Here is an 18,592-nt window from a genome sequence, read left to right as displayed (position 1 = left end):
ACGTCAAACGCTCACCCCTCATAACTATGTCCCGCCTTCAATCCTTCGCGGACCCGCTGTGCAATCTCCAGAAATTCTGGCGTTTCCCGAATCTCCAGGGGTCGTTCACGTGGCAAAGTGGACTCTATGATGTCAGTCACCNGGCCGGGNCGGGGAGACATGACAACGATCTTGGTGGAGAGATAAACGGCCTCGGGAATGGAGTGGGTTACGAAGCAGATTGTTTTGCCCGTGGTGCTCCAGAGCTTCAGAAGCTGCTCGTTGAGATGATCGCGGACGATTTCATCCAGAGCGCCGAAGGGCTCATCCATAAGCAAGAGGTCTGCATCAAAAGCGAGCGCGCGGGCGATGGAGGCGCGCTGCTGCATGCCGCCCGAAAGCTGCCAGGGAAACTTCTTGGCAAAGCCACTGAGATTGACCAAATCGAGCGTGCGTTCGATCCGCGCCTGCTGTTCGGCCTTGGTATAGCCCATGATTTCGAGCGGCAGAGCAATGTTCTTTTCGATGGTGCGCCACGGATAAAGGGCTGCGGCTTGAAATACGTAACCGTAGGACCGGTCCTTGCGGGCATTTTCCGGAGTCGTGCCGTTGACAGTGATCTCGCCGGAGGTGTGCTTTNCCAGATCGGCAATGACGCGCAAGAACGTTGTCTTTCCGCAGCCGGACGGGCCGATGAAAGACACGAATTCACCCTTTTTCACCTCGAGATCGACATTGGAAAGCGCGTGAACAGGGCCGTCGTTGGTATCGAAGGTGAGGCCGAGGTTTTTGGCGGAAACGACAGAGAAGGGAGGAGAAGCCATCGTTTTCACACCCCACTTGCCGGTATGCCTGTGCGTTCCACCTTGCGGGGTGCGACCAGTTCTTTCCAGGTGGACAGTGCTTTGCTAACGGCAGGGTATGGGTCGCGGGCCACGAACCGCCCGTGGCCTTCGCGCGTCTTCACTGTGCCTTCCTCGATAGCCACCACACCGCGCGAGACCGTAAAGCGCGGCAGGCCCCTCACCGTCTGGCCTTCGAAGACGTTGTAATCGATGGCCGATTGCTGGTTTTTNGCGGTGATGGTCTTTTCCAACTTTGGGTCCCACACGACGATATCCGCATCGCTGCCGACGAGGATCGCGCCCTTTTTCGGATAAAGATTGAGGATCTTGGCGATGTTGGTGGAGGTCACAGCGACGAATTCATTCATCGTCAGGCGGCCTGTCACCACCCCATGTGTCCAGAGTAGCGGAAGGCGGTCTTCGAGCCCGCCGGTGCCGTTGGGGATTTTGGTGAAATCATCGATGCCGTTTCGCTTCTGCTCAGTGGTGAACGCGCAATGGTCGGTGGCCACGCATTGCAGCGAGCCAGCGGCAAGTCCTGCCCAAAGGCTATCCTGATGCTGCTTGTTGCGGAACGGCGGTGACATGACGCGGCGGGCGGCGTGGACCCAATCGAGGTTGGCATATTCGCTCTCGTCCAGAATGAGATGCTGGATCAGCGGTTCGCCATAGACCCGCATGCCGTTCTGCCGCGCCCGGCGGATGGCCTCATGCGCCTGTTCGCAGGATGTGTGGACGACATAAAGCGGTGCGCCGGCCATATCGGCGATGATAATAGCGCGGTTGGTGGCTTCGCCCTCAACAGAAGCGGGGCGGGAATAGGCATGCGCCTCTGGTCCGTTATTGCCCTCCGCCAGCAATTTCGCCTGCATCTGCGCGACGATATCGCCGTTTTCCGCATGCACCATCGGTAACGCACCAAGTTCTGCGCAACGGGAGAAGGAGGCAAACATCTCGTCGTCATTCACCATCAAGGCGCCCTTATAGGCCATGAAGTGCTTGAAACTGTTGATGCCTTTATCCTGAACAATCGTCTTCATTTCGTTGAAGACCTGCTCGCCCCACCACGTCACGGCCATGTGGAAGGCATAGTCGCTAGTGGCGCGTGTGGCCTTGTTGTCCCAGCGGTTCAGCGCGTCCAGAAGCGATTGGCCGGGTTCAGGCAGGCAGAAATCCACCACCATCGTCGTGCCACCGCTCAAAGCCGCACGCGTTCCGCTCTCGAAATCATCCGCCGAATAGGTGCCCATGAAGGGCATTTCCAGATGCACATGCGGATCAATACCGCCGGGCATGACGTAGCAGCCCGTCGCATCCAGAACCGTGGCGCCGGAAAGGTCCGGCCCGATTTCTATGATCAAGCCGCCATCAATTTTGACATCGGCCTTGTAGGTCAGGTCCGCGGTGACGATGGTGCCGTTCTTGATGATGGTGGTCATTCCATGATCTCCGCAGTTTCCAGAACGGCGTGCAGCAACACATTGCAACCGGCTGCGGCCCATTCGGGGGAGATGTCTTCGGCTTCGTTGTGGGAGAGGCCGTCGACGCAGGGGCAGAAANTCATGGTTGAGGGGGCGACTTGCGCTGTCCAGCATGCATCGTGGCCCGCGCCGGAGATGATGTCCATGTGGCTGTAGCCGAGCTTTTCTGCCGCATCGCGCACGCGCCCGACCAAGACGGGATCAAAGGTCACGGGGTCGAAATGGCCTATGGCCTCGATAGTGCAGCCGACACCGAGTTCCTCTGCGATTTTCGGCACTTCCTGATCGAAGATTGCGCGCATCGCATCCAGCTTTTCCTGCGAGGGCGTGCGCAGGTCGATGGTGAAAACCACTTTGCCGGGCAGCACATTGCGGGAGTTGGGTGAAAAGATCATCTGGCCGACACCGGCAACCGCGCCGGGTTGATGGGCCATGGCGACCTCCTGCACCTTTNCCAGAATGCGGGCGGCGGCGAGACCGGCATTGACGCGCATGGCCATGGGGGTGGAGCCGGTGTGCGCTTCCTTGCCGGTTAGCGTCACCTCCAGCCACCACAGGCCTTGGCAGTGGGTAACGACGCCGATCTGTCTGCCCTGCGCTTCGAGGATGGGCCCCTGTTCGATATGATATTCGAAATAGGCGTGCATCTTGCGTGCACCGACCACNTCCTCGCCAAGCCAGCCGATGCGCTTCAGCTCGTCGCCATAGGTTTTGCCTGCCGTATCCGTGCGGCTGTAGGCGTAGTCCAGATCGTGAATGCCAGCAAACACGCCGGATGCCAGCATGGCGGGTGCAAAGCGCGCGCCTTCCTCGTTTGCCCAATTGGTGACGACAATGGGGTGTCTGGTTTGGATATCGAGGTCGTTGAGGCTCCTGACGACTTCCAACCCGGCCAGCACACCCAACACGCCATCGAATTTACCACCGGTCGGCTGGGTATCGAGATGGCTGCCGATATAGACCGGCAGGGCGTCGGGATCCGTACCGGGGCGGGTAGCAAACATGGTGCCCATTGTATCGACGCCGATGCTCATGCCCGCTGCTTCGCACCAGCGCTTAAAGAGATTTCGGCCTTCAGCGTCTTCATCGGTCAAGGTCTGGCGGTTGTTGCCGCCAGCAATGCCCGGGCCGATCTTCGCCATGTCCATCAGGCTGTCCCACAGACGGTTGCCATTAATGGTCAGATTTNCCCCGGGTGTCTGTTCTTTCGCGGGTGTTTCCGGCATGCCAGTCTTTNCCTCACCTGTTTTGATCGTCATGATGCAAGGGGCGTGCCGTTCCGTGAGGAAGTGGCAAAATGCTTTCTGAAATCGACGGCCCATAATTTGACCGACTGGTAAACATTGTGAAATTCAGCTTTGGCCCGTAAAAGAAACCGAGGGATTTTTCCCGTGTAAAGCGGTATTTTCTGATTGAGCTTTGATCATCGGCTATTTTTNGCCCATTCTGCCCGAAANCTGCATTTAAANCAGACAGAGACCTTTCATGCCCATACCCAGAGCGGCGAAAACACAGAAGCGAACACGGATACAGGAGGAGAAAGAAGAGACCATTCTCGAGGCTGCACTCGATGTTTTCTCGGCAAATGGCTTTCGTGGCACGACGATTGATCAGATCGCCGATGTCGCGGGTATGTCGAAACCGAATGTTCTCTATTATTTTCGCACCAAGGAAGCGATGCACCGTGCCTTGATCGAACGTGTGCTGGACACCTGGCTGGACCCGCTTCGTGCCTTCGATGCTACGGGTAATCCCGAAACGGAAATCCGCTCCTATCTCCGCCGCAAACTGGAAATGGCGCGTGACTATCCGCGCGAAAGCCGACTGTTTGCCAATGAAGTGTTGCAGGGTGCCCCGCACGTTGAAGACGAATTGAAGGGGCCACTGAAACGGCTGGTGGATGAGAAGGCCGAGGTCATCCGAACATGGGCCAAGGCGGGGAGGATTGCGGCTTGCGATCCCTATCATCTGATTTNCTCAATATGGGCAACAACGCAACACTACGCGGATTTCGACGTGCAGGTGCGCTCCGTTTTAGGTGAAGGCAATTCGGGTGAGGGGCGATTTGAGGACGCCGCCCGCTTTCTGGAACAGCTGTTCATGGGTGGCCTGGGGATAAATCCGGTACCTTTGAGAAAAACATGATCTAAATAATCAACTTTATACTTTACTCTAAAACTCATCTTTATTAACGTGGCACCAACCTGATCGTTCAGGGAGTGTTTTNGATGATGAGGTAAGGCATGGCGCGCAAGGACAAGAAGAAGGCGGAGCGAAACGGAAAGCGGGACAATCGCCCGCAGCAGGCATCGCAACCCGTCGCACAAGTCGCTGCCCCCGCCGGGCCGAGAAGCTTTCTCTATGTCGGCGGGCGTGATTGTCAGGTTGCCCATCTTCGCCAAATTGCCAGCAACTTCGATGCTGAACTCATTCACCACGATGGGGGCTTGCGTGAAGCGGTTTCACGCATCGATACACTGCTTCCATCAGTGGATTGCGTGTTTTGTCCCATCGACTGTATCAGCCACGATGCGTGTTTGCGGGTGAAGTCTGGCTGCAAAAAGTTCGGCAAGACATTCATTCCGCTGCGCAACGGCAGCAAATCCAGCCTTGAGCGTGCGCTTCAGACTATGAATGACCGCGCAGCCGCGAATTGATGGCTACAGGCGCGCCGTTTTGAAAAAAGCGGCGGCGGCCAGCGCCAACCAACCCAGGATCATGCCGACGCCGCCGATGGGGGCGGCCATGGGGAACGCGCCGCTGCCGGTGAAATGGCGTGAAATGAGATCGCCTGTAAAAAGCACGGTTCCGACACCGAGCAAGATCGCTGCCGGTGCTGCGGTTTTAATACGCTCCCAGCCTACGTAGATGCCCAGAAGAATGGGTGCATGGGCAAGACACATGGTGGATGCGTTGCCCAGCAGTTGCGTCGCGCCCGTATGCGTCGCCGCTGCTGCCAGCGCCACGCCGCCGGCACCCAGAAGGCCGGAGAGGAAAAGGCTTGTCGGACGCAGCCAGCTCTTGCTCATGATGCGGTGTCTTCCTGATTTNGCATGTGGAATGCGAGCCGTTCTATTGGCGTCCAGATAATGTCGCGAAGCTTGGGATTCTCGATGGTTTCATCCATTGCGCGGCGGAAGCACAGCAACCACTCGTCGCGCTCCGCAGCGCCGATGGGGGCAACGAAATGCCGTCGCCTCAGCATGGGATGACCGTATTTCTCGACATAAACAGGTGGTCCACCGAGATAGCCGAGCAGATAATCGGTAAATTTGCTTTCGCTGCTGGACAGGTCGGGTGGATGGATGGCGCGACAGCGGGAGGCTTCGGGCAAAGTATCCATCAATTCGTAGAAACGGCTGGTCAGTGCGCGGACGGTGGTCTCACCGCCGATGGCCTCATAAAGCGTGATGGTTTCGTCCGACACCGCGTGCAGTCTCCATTTCCCGTCGGTTTTGCCGATTCATAAAGAAAAGTGCAACAGGGAANGGCAGGTGCGGCAATTCGCTTCGCCGCACCTAAANGACATTTCAGCCGAAATTGCGGATGAGATCGAGCCCCTTGTTGAGCAGCGCTTCGGCTTCATCTTCATTGGCCGCTTCTACATAGCAGCGCATTTCCGGGGCATTGCCGGAGGGGCGGAAGTGGATGGTGTTGCCGTTGCTGAGCGTGACCCGCAGGCCATCGATATCGCTGGTTTCTTTGACCGCACCGACGGGCTTGAGGAAGTTTTCGAGATTGGTGGGTGAGGAGCGCAGATGCTCCATCAGGGCGGCACTCTTTTCCTGCGCAAAATCTTGCAGGCGGTCTGCGGCGGCGACCGGGAGTTTGTAGGCAGCGGCGATCTCGGACATCGGTTTTTCCTGTTCGGCTGCGAGTTTCAAGGCGGCGAGCAGAGGCAAGAAGCAATCGCGGGTCGGCAGGGCGGAAACCATCTCGCCATTCAGCGTGAAGGGGGAGGCCGTCAGAAANCCACCATTGGCTTCGAAGCCGATCACGCCCTTATTGCCCTTTGATAGAGCCTCTTCCATGCCCGCGATCACGAAGGGAGATCCGACTTTCGTGCGCAGAACCTCGAAATCGCCGCTGCTTTCGATGCCTGAATTGGAGGTCACCGGCGTAACCACGACATCTGCTTTCAAGAAATTCGCAGTCATGAGGCCGAGCAGATCGCCGCGCAAGGGAACGCCATGCTCATCCGCCAGCAAGGGGCGGTCGCCGTCACCATCAGCTGAAATGATTGCGTCGAGCTTGTGTTCAGCAGACCATGCCTTGAGCTTTNCCAATGTATCGGCAGAAACCGCTTCGGTGTCCACCGGGATAAAGGTTTCAGAGCGGCCCAGCGGCAGAACATCTGCGCCATAATGTGTGAGAGCCTCCACGAAAGCGTCGCGGGCAACCGTGCTGTGCTGATAGACGCCGATCTTGAGGCCGGAGAGCGATTTCTCTGGCAGGAGGGATGCGTTGCGTTTGAGGAAGAACGCATTCGCTTGATCCGCACGGTTTTCGGCTGTTGAAGGTTTGACGGCGACGTCTGCCGCCTCAACCTGTTTTGCGAATTCGGCAATCGCGATTTCGTCCTTCTTATCGATCTCACCATCCGGACGGTAGAATTTGATGCCGTTGCGATCTGCGGGAATATGGGAGCCAGTAATCATCAAGGCCGCTGCCTTGAGAGACAGGCTGTAGAGCGCCAAGGCAGGCGTTGGCAGCGCGCCGCAATCGATAGGCTTCAGCCCTGCCGCTGCGAGTGCGCTGATGCAGGTCTGCGCAATCGCTGGGCTTGAGTCTCTGAAATCCTGCCCGATCAGAATAGGATCGCCAGCTTTTGCCTGTCCGGAAGCGAGAAGATGTCGCGCGAAGGCCGTGGCATATATGGCGGATGCCTTGCCTTTCAAATCCTGCGAAAGTCCGCGAAGACCGCTTGTTCCAAACTTCAGGCTCATGTCGAATGCTTCCTTATTCCGGGTCGTTCCATGCTACTTCGATCAAAGAGATCGCAGACTTAACGCAAAAAGCGCCGCATTGATCCCCAATTTCGATATGCTTCTGGTTGGTACCTGATCGACAATGATCTCTCAAGTTTTGACAGTTCGCGGTGATCCGCCATATATCAAGTCGGTGTCGTAATCGGCAATTTTGATGGGAAGTGGGTCACATGGACACTGTATCGATCGATAATCGTGGTGATTTCGGTCTTTGGGCAATCGAGCGTGCCAAGGCCATTATCGCAGAGGAAGGGTCCGAACTTGCGATAGCGTCGCGGGATGGCGATCAGGATGCGATCCGCGAAGCGGCCAACAATCTGGGGGCGGCAATTTCAGCTGCACTTCTGGAAGTCTACGACGGTCTTGTGCCGGAGGAGTGATCGGCCCGACTGATCCCAGCATAGCGAAGCGCGATAAAGGCCGTGAGACAGGCGACGGCAAAAGCGTTGAGGTTGAAAAGCTTGGCAAGGTCAGGCGCGCTCCAGATGTAGAGCGCATCGCCAACCAGATAGCGGGTGAACAGGAAAGCTGCCAAAACGAAGCCCGTCATGCCGATCTGCCACAGTTTTTCTCCCGTCCGGAACGACAGTGCAACTAGCATGATGCAAGCGGCGAAGAATAGCTCGGTTCCAGCGGCGGTGCCGAACAGCTTGGTCTCGAAAATGGTGTCGATGGTGCCGATTAACGGCAACGAGACGCGGGCTGCAAGTGACGACCGGCGCGCAAGAACTGGAATGGCCAGAAAGAACAGCATGGAGGCGACGCTGATCAACGAGGCCTCGACGCCGTTTCCGACCAGCCACCAGATGGAAAGAGGATAGAACGGCTTGTTGAGAATGATGACCCACGCGACCGTCAGTGTCGCCGCCGTCAGGGGATCATGCGTGCTATCCTTCTCTGTCATGCGTCAGCTTCTCACGGGCGAGAGCAGATAGTGGCCAACGCCCCAGACGGCGCCCTTGTCATGGCCAAACAGCCCGGCGGTTGCCAGGAAGAACAAGCGCCAGCGGCGACGCCAGAGGTTTGCGTCAGGGCCATAGACCTGCTGCAGTATCGGCGTGATCCGAGCAGATTCGCGGTCGAAATTCGTAAGCCAATCCATTGCCGTCCGCCGGTAGTGATCCCCAGGCCACCGCCACTCAGCCTCGACATTGTAGATGTCATCGAAACGGTGGGGCAGGTCATGTGCGGGCATGATGCCGCCGGTGAAGAAATGATGTGCAATCCAGTCGGCCGGATCACTCTGGTCAAANCGATAGGATCGATCCTTGTGGGTGAAGACGTGAATGAAAAGCTTGCCGTCTTCTTTCAACCAGCTGCGCGTCCGTTCCATCAACGCGCGCCAGTTCGACATATGTTCGAACATCTCGACTGAGACGACGCGATCGAAGCTGCCGGATGGTGCAAANTCATTCATGTCTGCGGTGATGACAGTCAGATTGTGGATGCCCTGGCGTTCCGCCTGACTGACGATGTAGGCGCGCTGCGATGCCGAATTGGAAACGGACGTGATACGAGCATTCGGAAACTGACGGGCCATGGAAAGCGAAAGCGAACCCCAGCCACAGCCCAGTTCCAGAATATCCATGCCATCAGAGAGAGCTGCATGTTTGACTGTTTCTGCCAAAGCCGCTGTTTCCGCATCGTCCAGGGTGGTGGTGGCGCTGGGATAATAACAGCAGGAATATTTTCGCTGCGCGCCGAGCACCAGTGAGAAAAACTCAGCCGGCACCTCGTAATGCTGGCGATTGGCCTCATCCGTGTGCATGGCAACCGGGAAATCTGCCATGTTGCGCGCAAAGCCGAGTTCTTCGTCGTAGGGGACTCGCTCCATCTTGCGCTTTGTGCGAGCGCACAGAAAGTCAATGCCGGCTAGCGTCAAGCTGTCGGAGAGTGGTGCTCTTTCGGCGGTGTTGATGGCAAAAGCCAGCATGTTCATTGTTATTCCTCCTCTTTNCTCGGTCCGGGAAAAAATGCGTTGACGCGGCGCTGGAGCGAGCGAAATTTTTCGCCCCGCGATCGCAGCATGTGTTCTTCAAGCGGGGGAATGCCAGAGGCATGAACCAGCAACCAGTACATGAGGGCAGGGGCGAGCAATGCTGCCCAGCTCCATGGTGACGAACCCGTCAGCGCCAGCAATGGCCATGCACACCAGAACAGCCACTCGAAAAAGTAATTGGGATGGCGCGAATAGCGCCAGAGGCCTTCCTCGCAGACTTCAGTTTTTGCCTCCGGTTTCTTGCGAAAATGTGCAAGCTGGCGATCTGACAGAGCTTCGCCGCCCAAAGCCACCAGTGCGACGATGATCCCTGCAATATCCAGAATGCCCGGAAATTCAGAGCCATTGGATGCTGCAACATAGACCGCCAGCACGAGGATGAAGCCTGCGAGCGCCTGAATTTGCAGAAACTGAAACAGGCGGCGGCCCGCTTTGGTGCCCCATTCCTCGACCAGTTTAGCGTAGCGCGGATCCTCGCCACCACCCTTCGTGCGCGAACCGATGTGGCTTCCAAGACGGATCGACCATATTGCAACAATCAGAAAAGCAGCAACGCGCCGCTCGAATGTTCCTTCTGCCGCCAAGATCACGACAAGGCCACCGATTCCGATCGCAAAGGACCAGATCGTATCGATCCAGCCGCTGGCACCGGTTTTTCTCTGAATGGCCCATGCAGCTGTCATCGCCAGACTGAGGCCAACGGCGATTACGATCAGCAATCCATAATTCATCGCAATGCTCTTCCCATCAAATGGCCGTGCTTTCCAATAGACTACGGCGATGGAGCCAATTTGGTTTTCATGTCTGTCTAAAATTGATCGAACGAATACAAGTGATCCAAAATGTCGTCTTGATCGTTCTACTCTGCAAAAGCCGATGCCAACGCATCGCGGTGGAGGAAACTGTCATGAAAGCCTTAGTGAAATATGCAGCCTGCATTGTACTCGCTTGTGCCGGTAGCGCGTCCGCTGCCGATATCAACGGTCAGTGGGCGCGGGGTGATGGGAATGCGAAGGTTCAGATCGCCCCCTGCGGTTCGGACATTTGCGCAACCAACACGTGGATCAAACCCGGCACACCGAAAGAAAAAACTGGCGACCGACTTGTGATGAGCATCAAGCCGACGTCTGACGGCGAATATGCCGGGACCGCATTCGATCCGCAGCGTGATCTCACCTACAAGCTCACCGTTTCGGTAAAAGGCGATACGATGACGACCAAGGGCTGTGTTTTGGCAGGTATCATCTGCAAGGGCGTTGACTGGTCTCGCATACAGTAATGATTGGAAAGGCTAGGCTTGGAATGAAAAAACGTATGGTTGCCTACTTCTCGACGTTGGTCATTTTCATCGCAATTGACTTCGTCTGGCTTAGCGTCATGGCAAATGTTCTCTACAGGCCGGTGCTTGGCGACATGCTGGCAACGGAGTTCCGCCTGATGCCTGCGGTGTTGTTTTACCTGATGTATGCCGCTGGTCTGACCTTCTTCGCGGTACGCCCCGGTCTGGTAACCGCAAAATTCGGCACATCGTTTCTTTATGGCGGTCTGTTGGGCTTCATGGCTTATGGCACTTACGATCTCACCAATCAGGCGACCCTGGCCAACTGGTCCACGACGCTCACGGTCGCTGATCTGATCTGGGGCTCTCTTCTGTCTGCAATTTCAGCCTGTGCCGGGCACTGGGTGACCGAAAAAGTGAGTAGGCGCATCGTGCGTTAATGTTTCATCTTTNACGGTTTTCTCGTCACTGCAGGGTTATCATGGCGTCTTATCTCGTTGGTATGTGTGGTATCGTCTTTGCGGTGATGCTTGGGGGAAGCGCGTTGGCTTCTGAAAAAANTGATAGCGCACTCAAGTCCGGCGAGATCAAAATCGATGTTGGTGGCTTCAAGCTGAACAGCATTCTGCTCCCTGGAAAAANGGGTGCGACACTTCCGCCTATCGTGTTCATCCATGGTGCCAGCTCCAGCCTTTATGACCCCATATATGCGTTCCGCGACAAGCTGGAAGGCAAGGCAACGCTCCTGTTTGTCGACAGGCCAGGTCACGGGCGGTCCGATGTCGGACCCAAAGACAATATTCAGCCGGATGCGCAGGCCGACGCCATCGCACGGCTGATGAAAAAGCGCGGCATCAGCAAGGCGATCATCGTCGGCCATTCTTTNGGTGGCGCAATAACGGCAGCTTTTGCCATGCGGCACAAGGATATGGTCGAGGGATTGGTGTTTCTGTCGCCAGCGCTTTATCCATGGCCGGGCGGCGTTTCCTGGTATTATGATGCCGCCAGTGTGCCTGTGGCTGGCGTACTGTTTAGCACGCTGATTGCGCCCGCCGCAGGTGCTCTGGTTATCGACGGTGCGGTCAAGTCCGTCTTTGCGCCTAATCCACGCCCTTCGGACTACATATCCAAAACGAAGGCCTATCAGGCCCTGCGCCCCGTTGCCTTTCGCCACAATGCGCAGGAAGTGGCTGGCCTCAATGCCTGGGCCAAAACGGCGTCTGCCGGATTTCGTGATATAAAGGCGCCGACGGTCATCATCGCTGGCGATACCGACAAAGTCGTTTCGACCGAAATCCACTCACGCCATCTGGCACGTGATATCCGTGGTGCAGAACTCATTGTCGTGCGTAATCTTGGTCATAAATCGGACTACGTGGCAAGTGATCTGGCCATCGCCGCAATAGAAAAAATCGCCGGTAAAAAGCGCAATCTGAAAGCCATCGCGAAATTGCTTGAAGCCAAAATCGCAAATGATGGCAAATAGTTGAGAGAAAACTGGCCGGTCTGAAACCGGCCAGTCATTGTTCCACCAGCTTACATGGCGGGGAGAACGGCGATGGCGCGGATCGGAGTCTCGACGCCGGTCACATCACCTGTTTNGGTTGCCTTGCCGGTTTCCAGATCGACGGTGTAGAGCGTCTTGTCTGCTGCCAGCCATGCGGTGTTCTTGCCTTCCGCAGTCGTCTGGATGTCGAAAGCGTATGTTGTCGGCTTGCCATCAATGCCAAGCTTGCCGATTGCCTTCAGCGTTCCATCATTNGGTTTTGTCTGCTGCACCAGCGCGCCGATAGTTGCATCGATGTTGTACATAGCCGTCTTTTCGGGCTTGCCATAGGAATTGGTATAGGCAGCAGCCACGACATTCGGAGTTTCACCCTTGTGCATGTCGCCGTCCTCATAGGCCAGCGTACCATCGACGGTCACTGCACCTGTATCTGGGTGGACGCGGTGGTTGGTTGTGCCGGTCATGTAGCGAAGGCGATCTGCCATGGGGTTGAAGTCCACGATGACAGGAGCCTGTGTCATGGCCAAAGGCTTGTCCATTTTCGCGACCTCGGTGGCGGCACCTGTTTCGAGGTTGATCGAGACGATGGTGTTATCAGGCGTCACACCGATGACGGTCTTGTTGCCGGGACGAAAATCGATGCCGACCAGCTTGTCCACGCCGGTAACATCCATTGTCTTCGTGACGGCAGGTTTTNCGGTATCGAACATGACAAGTGTCTTGTCGCCGGTTAGACCCAGAACGGGTGCTGCCGAGGCAAAGGTAGCGGTTGCTGCAAGCAGGGCAGAGGCAATCGATGCTGTGCGAAGGATGGTCATATCTTTCTCCCGTGTTTAATCCGTTTCAAGAGGCGGCCAGCAAGATGCTTTCCATCGCTCTTGAAGGTTAGACACATGGGGATGGTCGTTTGGATGCAGCCGTCTAGAATTTTTTNGTGATTTGCATCCATGCCCCTCTTTCATGTGTATGATTTCTGAAACGATATGGTCATCAGGAGAGCCTTTTTGGACGTGAAGCAGACACAGGCAGACGATTTTNGGCGCAGCGCTTCACGCATGTGCCAAAGGAGATCGAAACGGCTTGCGGTTGATCTTCGACAAGGAGGCCGGGCGGCTGATTGCCGTGGCTGAACGCATCGTGCGCAGACGCGATCTGGCCGAAGAGGTGGTTCAGGAAGCCTTTATCCGCATTTGGAAGAACGCATCTCAATACGCGCCGGAACGCGGGTCCGCTCGCGGCTGGATTTACGCCATCGTGCGCAACCGCGCACTCAACATGCTCAGGGACGGAAGGCGTGAGGATCTGGTCGCCGATGACCGTCTGGATACGTTGCAGGAGGCGCAGCACGTCGAACACATCATGACATCCTGGCACCGGCTGGATCAGAACAGCAGGCTTCGCGATTGTCTTTCCACCCTGGATGAAACGAGGCGTCGGGGCATCCTCATGGCCTATGTGGGCGGCTACACGCACGGCGAAATCGCCGGGCGACTGAAGGTGCCGCTTGGAACGACGAAGTCGTGGATTCGACGTGGCCTGTCTTCGCTTCGGGAGTGCATGGCATGACGATATCAAAGGAAGACATGGCCCGCGTGGCGGATGAATATGTCCTTGGCCTTCTCGATGACGACGAAAGCCGACGCGTTGAGGCCGAAAGCCATAAGGACGAGGAACTGCGCGATGCTATCTCCGCCAGTCGCGAGCGCTTTCTACCGCTCGATCTATCCGTGGAAGAAGCAATGCCGAGCGCGTCGCTCTGGCAGCGGATTGATGCTGACCTGAGCGTCGCTCAAGAACAGCAGAGAGCACCCGTGCGTCCCGCCCCATCCAACGACAACCGTGTCCACGTCTGGAAGCGAACAGCCGTTGCGTCTCTGGCTGCATCGCTGTTGCTCACCGCAGGTCTTGGCTGGTCGCTGATGCGCGAGGTCGATCCGGTCGTCATCGCGATTTTGCTGAACGATGCGGGCGAACCGCAGGCAATCGTAGAGGACTTCAGCAACGAACAAGCCAGCATTCGTCTGCTCGCCGACTTCGTTGTGCCTGAAGGAAAAACCATGCAGGTCTGGACGCTTCCCAACCAGGAAACCGGCCCTGTTTCCCTCGGACTGCTGAACGAGCACCGCTCCGTCAAACTCGCAACGCCATCGCTTCCAAGGCCCAAGGACAAACAGCTCTACGAAATCACACTGGAGCAAAGAGGTGGGTCGCCAACGGGCAGGCCGACAGGGCCGATATTGGTGAAGGGACTGGCGAAGATACCGTTGTAATGGCGCACCCGACAGGTTTGAGCATGTGAATTTTACATAACTGATTCAATGGCATAGCGTGGTTAAAGCTGGAAAGTTCGTAGCATTGTTCGTAGCTTTTTCCAATCGAGGTTGAACACTTGGCGCAACGAAATTGTCTAAGTACCCGTTGAAAGGAGCTCGATGTGTGAATGTGGTGCGTCCTACAGCGAATATAGCGGTTTCTTTCCCATGAGTTCTCAGTTGCAGCGCCTATCGTCATTGACAACTCGTTGTTGTTTAGCGTTTGATGTCGTCGCAATCTGGGAGGGTGTTCAAGGGCATGATTTCGCGCTTCAACGAGTACATACAATATATTGAGAGCTTCAGATCGAAAGCTCCTCCGGGCGTTGAGTTATGGTATCGCGGGCACAGCTCAACGTCCTACAAGCTCGAACCCTACATCCATCGAAATCGGGTTGCTGAACATCGAACCGAAATTGAGGGTATGGAGAAAAGCGTTTACGATGAATTCCTGCGTCGTTCTCCTTTGTTCGACACCTATAAGCGAGATCAATGGGACTTACTCTTTTNGATGCAGCATTATCGGGCACCTACTCGGCTGCTAGACTGGACTGCCAGTCCGCTAGTGGCTCTATTCTTCGCTTTAATGTCAGGAAATGATGCCAACAATGCTATTGTGTGGTGTTTAAATCCGAGCGCTTGGAATGGAATAGTGCTTGATGATATCAAAGAGCCACCAAGAATTTTTGCTACCGATGAAAGTATAATAAAGCAGTACCATCCAACATTCAATGAAANGAGTAGTAGAAGCGAGCCTCTCGCAATACAGGGCATCATGAATAACCCCAGGATAAACGCACAGAAGGGGCGGTTCGTTATTTTNGGCTCAGAGCCAAAAGATCAAAAAACTTATGCGCAACAATATAAAGTCAAGAATGATGTGCTCCGACAAGCCGTTATAGATAAGAATGCGAAGTCCAAAATTCTGTCTGACCTCGAAAGCTATGGAATCACGTATTCCACCATTTNCCCCGACCTTGAAGGTCTAGCAATCGAAATTCGACGTAGGCATGGAAGATCAAATGTTTGAAATTCAGCATCAACAATTTAAATCAGCGCGTTATTGGTTGACCCGTCGTAGTCAAATCGATCTTTCACCGTCCTACCAGCGAAAGGGTGGTCTTTGGAGAATAGAAGACAGGCAAGCTTTGATTGATACAATGATAAACGGCTATGATATGCCAAAATTGTACTTTGCAGACTTCACAACTATCAAATCGCCGCTGAACATTGCTGGAATGCGATACGCCGTCATTGACGGCAAGCAGCGCATAAATGCGATATTTGATTTTCTGTCTAACAGCATGCCTCTTTCTGAGACATTTGTACTTGAGGAAANCCCAAATCTAAAGCTAGCCGGGATGTATTATAAGGATGTTGCTGAAATTGCTTTCGATTTNGCAGAGAGGGTCGAAGAGTTTCCAATGCCAATTGTTCACGTAGTGACGGACGAATCGGCAAAAATCAGAGAGTTATTTCTGAGGCTGAACAAGGGCATAGTTCTTACCGGACCTGAGAAGCGAAACGCCATGATCGGTGGTGTACCCGAAGCAATTAAGGAACTTGCAGTTCATGAGTTTTTNCTTTCCTCTACGTCCTATAAAGACGACCGAGGGGAAAGTTTGAACAATGCCGCCAAAATTCTTGCTTTTGAACTTGCTGGTGATCCAGTTGAGACAAAGCGCGTCAATCTCGACCGAATGGTTTCCGAATTAGCCAATCAGGCTCAGCAGTTAGAGATTGCCAAACAAGACGCAATGCAAACTTTAGACAAAATGTCCGTAGTTTTCGGTAATCGCGATAGAATGCTCCGCTCGGCAGGTAGCATTCCAGCTTTTNATTGGTTCATCAGGGCTTTGGATGTCGAGGTTCTGAGGCTTGTGAGGTCGTATCTCGACGCAGTAACGACAGAACTTTCGGGTAAGGGAACTCCCGTATTTACGTCCGCGGATGACGCGGATCGTTACAAGTCCGCACTAAGAAATATCAATGATAAAGTATCCCACGCCGTACGAATTGATATTCTTAGCAGAGGCTTCAAGGTTTGGCTCAGTATTATAAAGAAGTGATGTAAATTGAAANTTTTCTGATTTCTGCAATAGCTAGCGTAGCTTATCTTATTTCTAGGATTGTGGGGATCAGCTTCTTTAATTCCTCTGCGGCATCAAATCCTATTGCTGAAGCTATTTGCACATATTCAACTACGTCTATCCTTCTTTCCTTGCTTTCAAGATGCGCCACCCAAGGCTGTGTTTGCCCGAGTGCTTTAGCTACATCTTCTTGCTTAAGCCCAGCCGCTTTCCGTTTCTCGATAATGAGATTGATGAGCGCGCGATGACCGTTTGTCCAGATCGTTTTTTGCAAGAAAAAGCCCTCCTGGTTGAAAGGGCTCTTTAAGTATATGGAAAANTCCGATATGGAAAANTCCCATATATGGAGCAACCACGTGGCTGGAAAAGCGCGGGCTTCTGCACATACGACTGGTTGAATTTGGGGGCTAAAGAGGGATCGTGAAATCAGATAGCTTATGGAAAGCATGCGAAGCCTGCGGCAAGCAGTTTTCGGTGAAGGCGAAGTCATGTCCGCATTGCGGTAAGGACGGCAGACGTTTCTCGAAAGTGAAGTGGGTCGGCGGCGGTTTCGCCGCATTAGTGATTTTCACTGCAATTCTTGGTTCAGGTGAATCAAAGAAAGGCGCGGTCGAGGGCAACAGCAAAATTGCTGTACCTAAGTCAGCCATAGAGTCCGCCGCCGCGCCTTTGCCACAACGACAGGTAAGCTTCATCGCAGCAATCAGCGAGTATAAGACCCGTTTTGACTCTGCGGTAAATGAGCTTCAGCAAAGTGTTCTGCGAGACGAGCGTAGTGTGGCAATCGTGAAAGCGGTCGGTGGGCAGCTTCGCGCCGATGGATGGTTAGGCACCCTTCGCAAGTTGGAGACCAACAGCGACGGCAATGCGGTCGTCATCGTACGTGTCGCGCAAAATATCGATCTGGCGACATGGAACAACGCGATCTCGGACGTTGTGCATTCGACCCTGATTGAAANGGGAACTCCCCTTTACGCTGCCCTCGTGAACATGTCGGCTGGTGACAAGATAAAGCTCTCCGGCAACTTTATCCGTGCCGAGGCGGACGGATTATTCGAGCAAAGTATCACCGTTCGAGGCGCAATGACGGCTCCCGAATTTCTCTTCAAATTTACCGACATTTCCAAACAATAGGAGAACGAAAAATGGCAATGATCAATTGTCCAGAATGCAATAACAGCGTGAGCGATGCAGCGTACAAGTGCCCAACCTGCGGTGTCCAACTACGCAAAGCAAAGCGCGGCTTCTTTGGCAAGTTATTCAAATGGTCCTTCATTGGCTTTAATGCCTTGATGTTATTTNGGGCTATTGCAGGATTTAACACGGCGACGAAAGACATTGGGGCGCTTACTGGCGCGGAACAAGCGGGAGCCGCAATCGGAACCGGAATTGGTATGGCAATGGTGCTGACTGTCTGGGTATTGGGGGCAATCATTCTTGGGATGTTCGTGCTCTTCACCAGACCGAAGGTCGCCTGATGTATGAAGATCATGGGCGAAATGTTCCGTCCATTAAACTTAATCCGCTGGTGGACTTGCTGATGTTTATAAAACTCTCTGGCATTTCGTTTCTTGCGATTGTGGCATCAGCGATAGCCGCCCATTCTGCCTGTCTTAAAGAAACGGATATCCATCAGCAAAATGCGGATTTGGCATCTCATTCTGAGAATATTGGGCGAGAAGATGGAAGCATCGTTTCGATCTATCGACAGAAAGGCAGCACAAGGTTTGTCGAAGTGGTTCGCTATAATCGTTGTATTGCTACTGTCAAAATCTTGAGCGCTGACGAGTTAGATCGAAAGTACGACCTTATGTCTGAGCTTTGGGATGAGCGCGCCGTTGCTCAGGAAGAAGCTACCGACAACGAGGGTATGTCGGAAGCGGACGATGCCGAAGTCGTTTCGGGTGCTGATCTACCATTNCTGTCGATGGATCGATTTCCCGTGTCGAAAATCCACAAGGGTCCAATCAGGCTTCCCGATTTCAAAGGAAGGGATCGCGACTTTGCCACTTTTCGTACTCGCATTTCCAACGGCATGAAGGCGGGCGTCAATTTCGCCGGTCAATATGCGATTACGCAAGTCGGCTGCGGGTCAAGTTGTTCGATTACCTT

21 protein-coding genes are annotated in these 18,592 nt (G+C 54.5%); 10 read left to right on the top strand and 11 right to left on the bottom strand.

Annotation, left to right across the window (positions count from 1 at the left end):
• Positions 1–11 precede the first annotated feature (11 nt).
• From CUC55_RS20775 to CUC55_RS20765, 3 genes are all read right to left on the bottom strand, one after another.
• The gene (locus tag CUC55_RS20775; protein ID WP_103089013.1) at positions 12–803 is read right to left on the bottom strand and encodes an ABC transporter ATP-binding protein; all 792 of its coding nucleotides are present in this window, start codon (positions 801–803) and stop codon (positions 12–14) included.
• 5 nt (positions 804–808) lie between these two features.
• Positions 809–2,263, bottom strand: a complete 1,455-nt coding sequence (gene hydA, locus CUC55_RS20770) for a dihydropyrimidinase (protein ID WP_067644604.1) — start codon at positions 2,261–2,263, stop codon at positions 809–811.
• The gene (locus CUC55_RS20765; protein ID WP_170063932.1) at positions 2,260–3,531 is read right to left on the bottom strand and encodes a Zn-dependent hydrolase; all 1,272 of its coding nucleotides are present in this window, start codon (positions 3,529–3,531) and stop codon (positions 2,260–2,262) included. The genes hydA and CUC55_RS20765 overlap by 4 nt, the downstream gene beginning before the upstream one ends.
• Before the next feature lie 259 nt (positions 3,532–3,790).
• Between CUC55_RS20765 and CUC55_RS20760 the strand changes: the two genes are divergently transcribed.
• Positions 3,791–4,450, top strand: coding sequence for a TetR family transcriptional regulator C-terminal domain-containing protein (locus CUC55_RS20760; protein WP_103089012.1), 660 nt, complete (start codon positions 3,791–3,793; stop codon positions 4,448–4,450).
• 98 nt (positions 4,451–4,548) lie between these two features.
• Positions 4,549–4,962, top strand: a complete 414-nt coding sequence (locus CUC55_RS20755) for a DUF2325 domain-containing protein (protein WP_067644611.1) — start codon at positions 4,549–4,551, stop codon at positions 4,960–4,962.
• A 3-nt stretch (positions 4,963–4,965) separates the two neighbouring features.
• Here CUC55_RS20755 and CUC55_RS20750 read toward each other — a convergent pair whose 3' ends face one another.
• From CUC55_RS20750 to CUC55_RS20740, 3 genes are all read right to left on the bottom strand, one after another.
• Complete coding sequence (locus CUC55_RS20750; RefSeq protein ID WP_067644614.1) at positions 4,966–5,334, bottom strand: DUF423 domain-containing protein; 369 nt, start codon at positions 5,332–5,334, stop codon at positions 4,966–4,968.
• On the bottom strand, positions 5,331–5,732 hold the full coding sequence (locus CUC55_RS20745; RefSeq protein WP_103089011.1) for a group II truncated hemoglobin: 402 nt from the start codon (positions 5,730–5,732) through the stop codon (positions 5,331–5,333). The genes CUC55_RS20750 and CUC55_RS20745 overlap by 4 nt, the downstream gene beginning before the upstream one ends.
• Positions 5,733–5,835: 103 nt before the next feature.
• Entirely contained in the window at positions 5,836–7,251 is a 1,416-nt protein-coding gene (locus tag CUC55_RS20740) for a phosphomannomutase (protein ID WP_103089010.1), read from the bottom strand.
• A gap of 212 nt (positions 7,252–7,463) precedes the next feature.
• Here CUC55_RS20740 and CUC55_RS20735 point away from each other — a divergent pair, with 212 nt between their 5' ends.
• A complete protein-coding gene (locus tag CUC55_RS20735; RefSeq protein ID WP_067644623.1) occupies positions 7,464–7,673 on the top strand; it encodes a hypothetical protein in 210 nt (69 codons plus the stop codon).
• On the opposite strand, the gene CUC55_RS20730 is transcribed toward CUC55_RS20735, so the two are convergent.
• From CUC55_RS20730 to CUC55_RS20720, 3 genes are all read right to left on the bottom strand, one after another.
• On the bottom strand, positions 7,646–8,197 hold the full coding sequence (locus CUC55_RS20730; RefSeq protein ID WP_067644626.1) for a hypothetical protein: 552 nt from the start codon (positions 8,195–8,197) through the stop codon (positions 7,646–7,648). The two genes, CUC55_RS20735 and CUC55_RS20730, sit on opposite strands and share 28 nt — an antisense overlap.
• Positions 8,198–8,200: 3 nt before the next feature.
• Positions 8,201–9,232, bottom strand: coding sequence for an SAM-dependent methyltransferase (locus tag CUC55_RS20725; protein ID WP_103089009.1), 1,032 nt, complete (start codon positions 9,230–9,232; stop codon positions 8,201–8,203).
• Between the two features lie 2 nt (positions 9,233–9,234).
• Complete coding sequence (locus CUC55_RS20720) at positions 9,235–10,023, bottom strand: DUF1295 domain-containing protein (RefSeq protein ID WP_103089008.1); 789 nt, start codon at positions 10,021–10,023, stop codon at positions 9,235–9,237.
• Between the two features lie 176 nt (positions 10,024–10,199).
• Between CUC55_RS20720 and CUC55_RS20715 the strand changes: the two genes are divergently transcribed.
• From CUC55_RS20715 to CUC55_RS20705, 3 genes are all read left to right on the top strand, one after another.
• A complete protein-coding gene (locus CUC55_RS20715; RefSeq protein WP_067644635.1) occupies positions 10,200–10,571 on the top strand; it encodes a DUF2147 domain-containing protein in 372 nt (123 codons plus the stop codon).
• 23 nt (positions 10,572–10,594) lie between these two features.
• Complete coding sequence (locus tag CUC55_RS20710) at positions 10,595–11,011, top strand: DUF2177 family protein (RefSeq protein ID WP_067644638.1); 417 nt, start codon at positions 10,595–10,597, stop codon at positions 11,009–11,011.
• Positions 11,012–11,097: 86 nt separating this feature from the next.
• Entirely contained in the window at positions 11,098–12,057 is a 960-nt protein-coding gene (locus tag CUC55_RS20705) for an alpha/beta fold hydrolase (RefSeq protein WP_245417811.1), read from the top strand.
• Between the two features lie 50 nt (positions 12,058–12,107).
• Here the strand turns inward: CUC55_RS20705 and CUC55_RS20700 are convergent, their stop codons facing one another.
• Positions 12,108–12,896 carry a DUF4394 domain-containing protein gene (locus CUC55_RS20700; protein WP_103089006.1) on the bottom strand — a complete coding sequence of 263 codons (789 nt, stop codon included), beginning with the start codon at positions 12,894–12,896 and terminating at the stop codon, positions 12,108–12,110.
• Between the two features lie 262 nt (positions 12,897–13,158).
• On the opposite strand from CUC55_RS20700, the gene CUC55_RS20695 reads away from it, so the two are divergent.
• The 4 genes from CUC55_RS20695 to CUC55_RS20680 all read left to right on the top strand — a co-directional run bounded on the left by CUC55_RS20695 (position 13,159) and on the right by CUC55_RS20680 (position 16,459).
• On the top strand, positions 13,159–13,644 hold the full coding sequence (locus CUC55_RS20695; RefSeq protein WP_245417796.1) for a sigma-70 family RNA polymerase sigma factor: 486 nt from the start codon (positions 13,159–13,161) through the stop codon (positions 13,642–13,644).
• Entirely contained in the window at positions 13,641–14,348 is a 708-nt protein-coding gene (locus CUC55_RS20690; RefSeq protein WP_067644650.1) for an anti-sigma factor, read from the top strand. The genes CUC55_RS20695 and CUC55_RS20690 overlap by 4 nt, the downstream gene beginning before the upstream one ends.
• A gap of 268 nt (positions 14,349–14,616) precedes the next feature.
• The gene (locus tag CUC55_RS23715; protein WP_103089004.1) at positions 14,617–15,420 is read left to right on the top strand and encodes an FRG domain-containing protein; all 804 of its coding nucleotides are present in this window, start codon (positions 14,617–14,619) and stop codon (positions 15,418–15,420) included.
• Positions 15,401–16,459, top strand: a complete 1,059-nt coding sequence (locus tag CUC55_RS20680; protein ID WP_103089003.1) for a DUF262 domain-containing protein — start codon at positions 15,401–15,403, stop codon at positions 16,457–16,459. The genes CUC55_RS23715 and CUC55_RS20680 overlap by 20 nt, the downstream gene beginning before the upstream one ends.
• Positions 16,460–16,502: 43 nt before the next feature.
• Here CUC55_RS20680 and CUC55_RS23265 read toward each other — a convergent pair whose 3' ends face one another.
• Positions 16,503–16,754 carry a helix-turn-helix domain-containing protein gene (locus CUC55_RS23265; RefSeq protein ID WP_067645580.1) on the bottom strand — a complete coding sequence of 84 codons (252 nt, stop codon included), beginning with the start codon at positions 16,752–16,754 and terminating at the stop codon, positions 16,503–16,505.
• Between the last annotated feature and the right edge of the window lie 1,838 nt (positions 16,755–18,592).

Origin of the sequence: Agrobacterium bohemicum (assembly GCF_002896715.1) — a bacterium.
In the GTDB taxonomy this organism is placed as follows: Bacteria; Pseudomonadota; Alphaproteobacteria; order Rhizobiales; family Rhizobiaceae; genus Agrobacterium; species Agrobacterium bohemicum.
Note: the sequence above shows the minus strand (reverse complement) of the source record. Positions and strands in the feature narration are given on the sequence as shown.

Excerpts from the sequence above, each read along its gene's own strand:
- CUC55_RS20755 (WP_067644611.1), top strand. The coding sequence starts at position 4,549 with ATGGCGCGCAAGGACAAGAAGAAGGCGGAGCGAAACGGAAAGCGGGAC.
- CUC55_RS20750 (WP_067644614.1), bottom strand. The coding sequence starts at position 5,334 with ATGAGCAAGAGCTGGCTGCGTCCGACAAGCCTTTTCCTCTCCGGCCTT.
- CUC55_RS20735 (WP_067644623.1), top strand. The coding sequence starts at position 7,464 with ATGGACACTGTATCGATCGATAATCGTGGTGATTTCGGTCTTTGGGCA.
- CUC55_RS20730 (WP_067644626.1), bottom strand. The coding sequence starts at position 8,197 with ATGACAGAGAAGGATAGCACGCATGATCCCCTGACGGCGGCGACACTG.
- CUC55_RS20715 (WP_067644635.1), top strand. The coding sequence starts at position 10,200 with ATGAAAGCCTTAGTGAAATATGCAGCCTGCATTGTACTCGCTTGTGCC.
- CUC55_RS20710 (WP_067644638.1), top strand. The coding sequence starts at position 10,595 with ATGAAAAAACGTATGGTTGCCTACTTCTCGACGTTGGTCATTTTCATC.
- CUC55_RS20690 (WP_067644650.1), top strand. The coding sequence starts at position 13,641 with ATGACGATATCAAAGGAAGACATGGCCCGCGTGGCGGATGAATATGTC.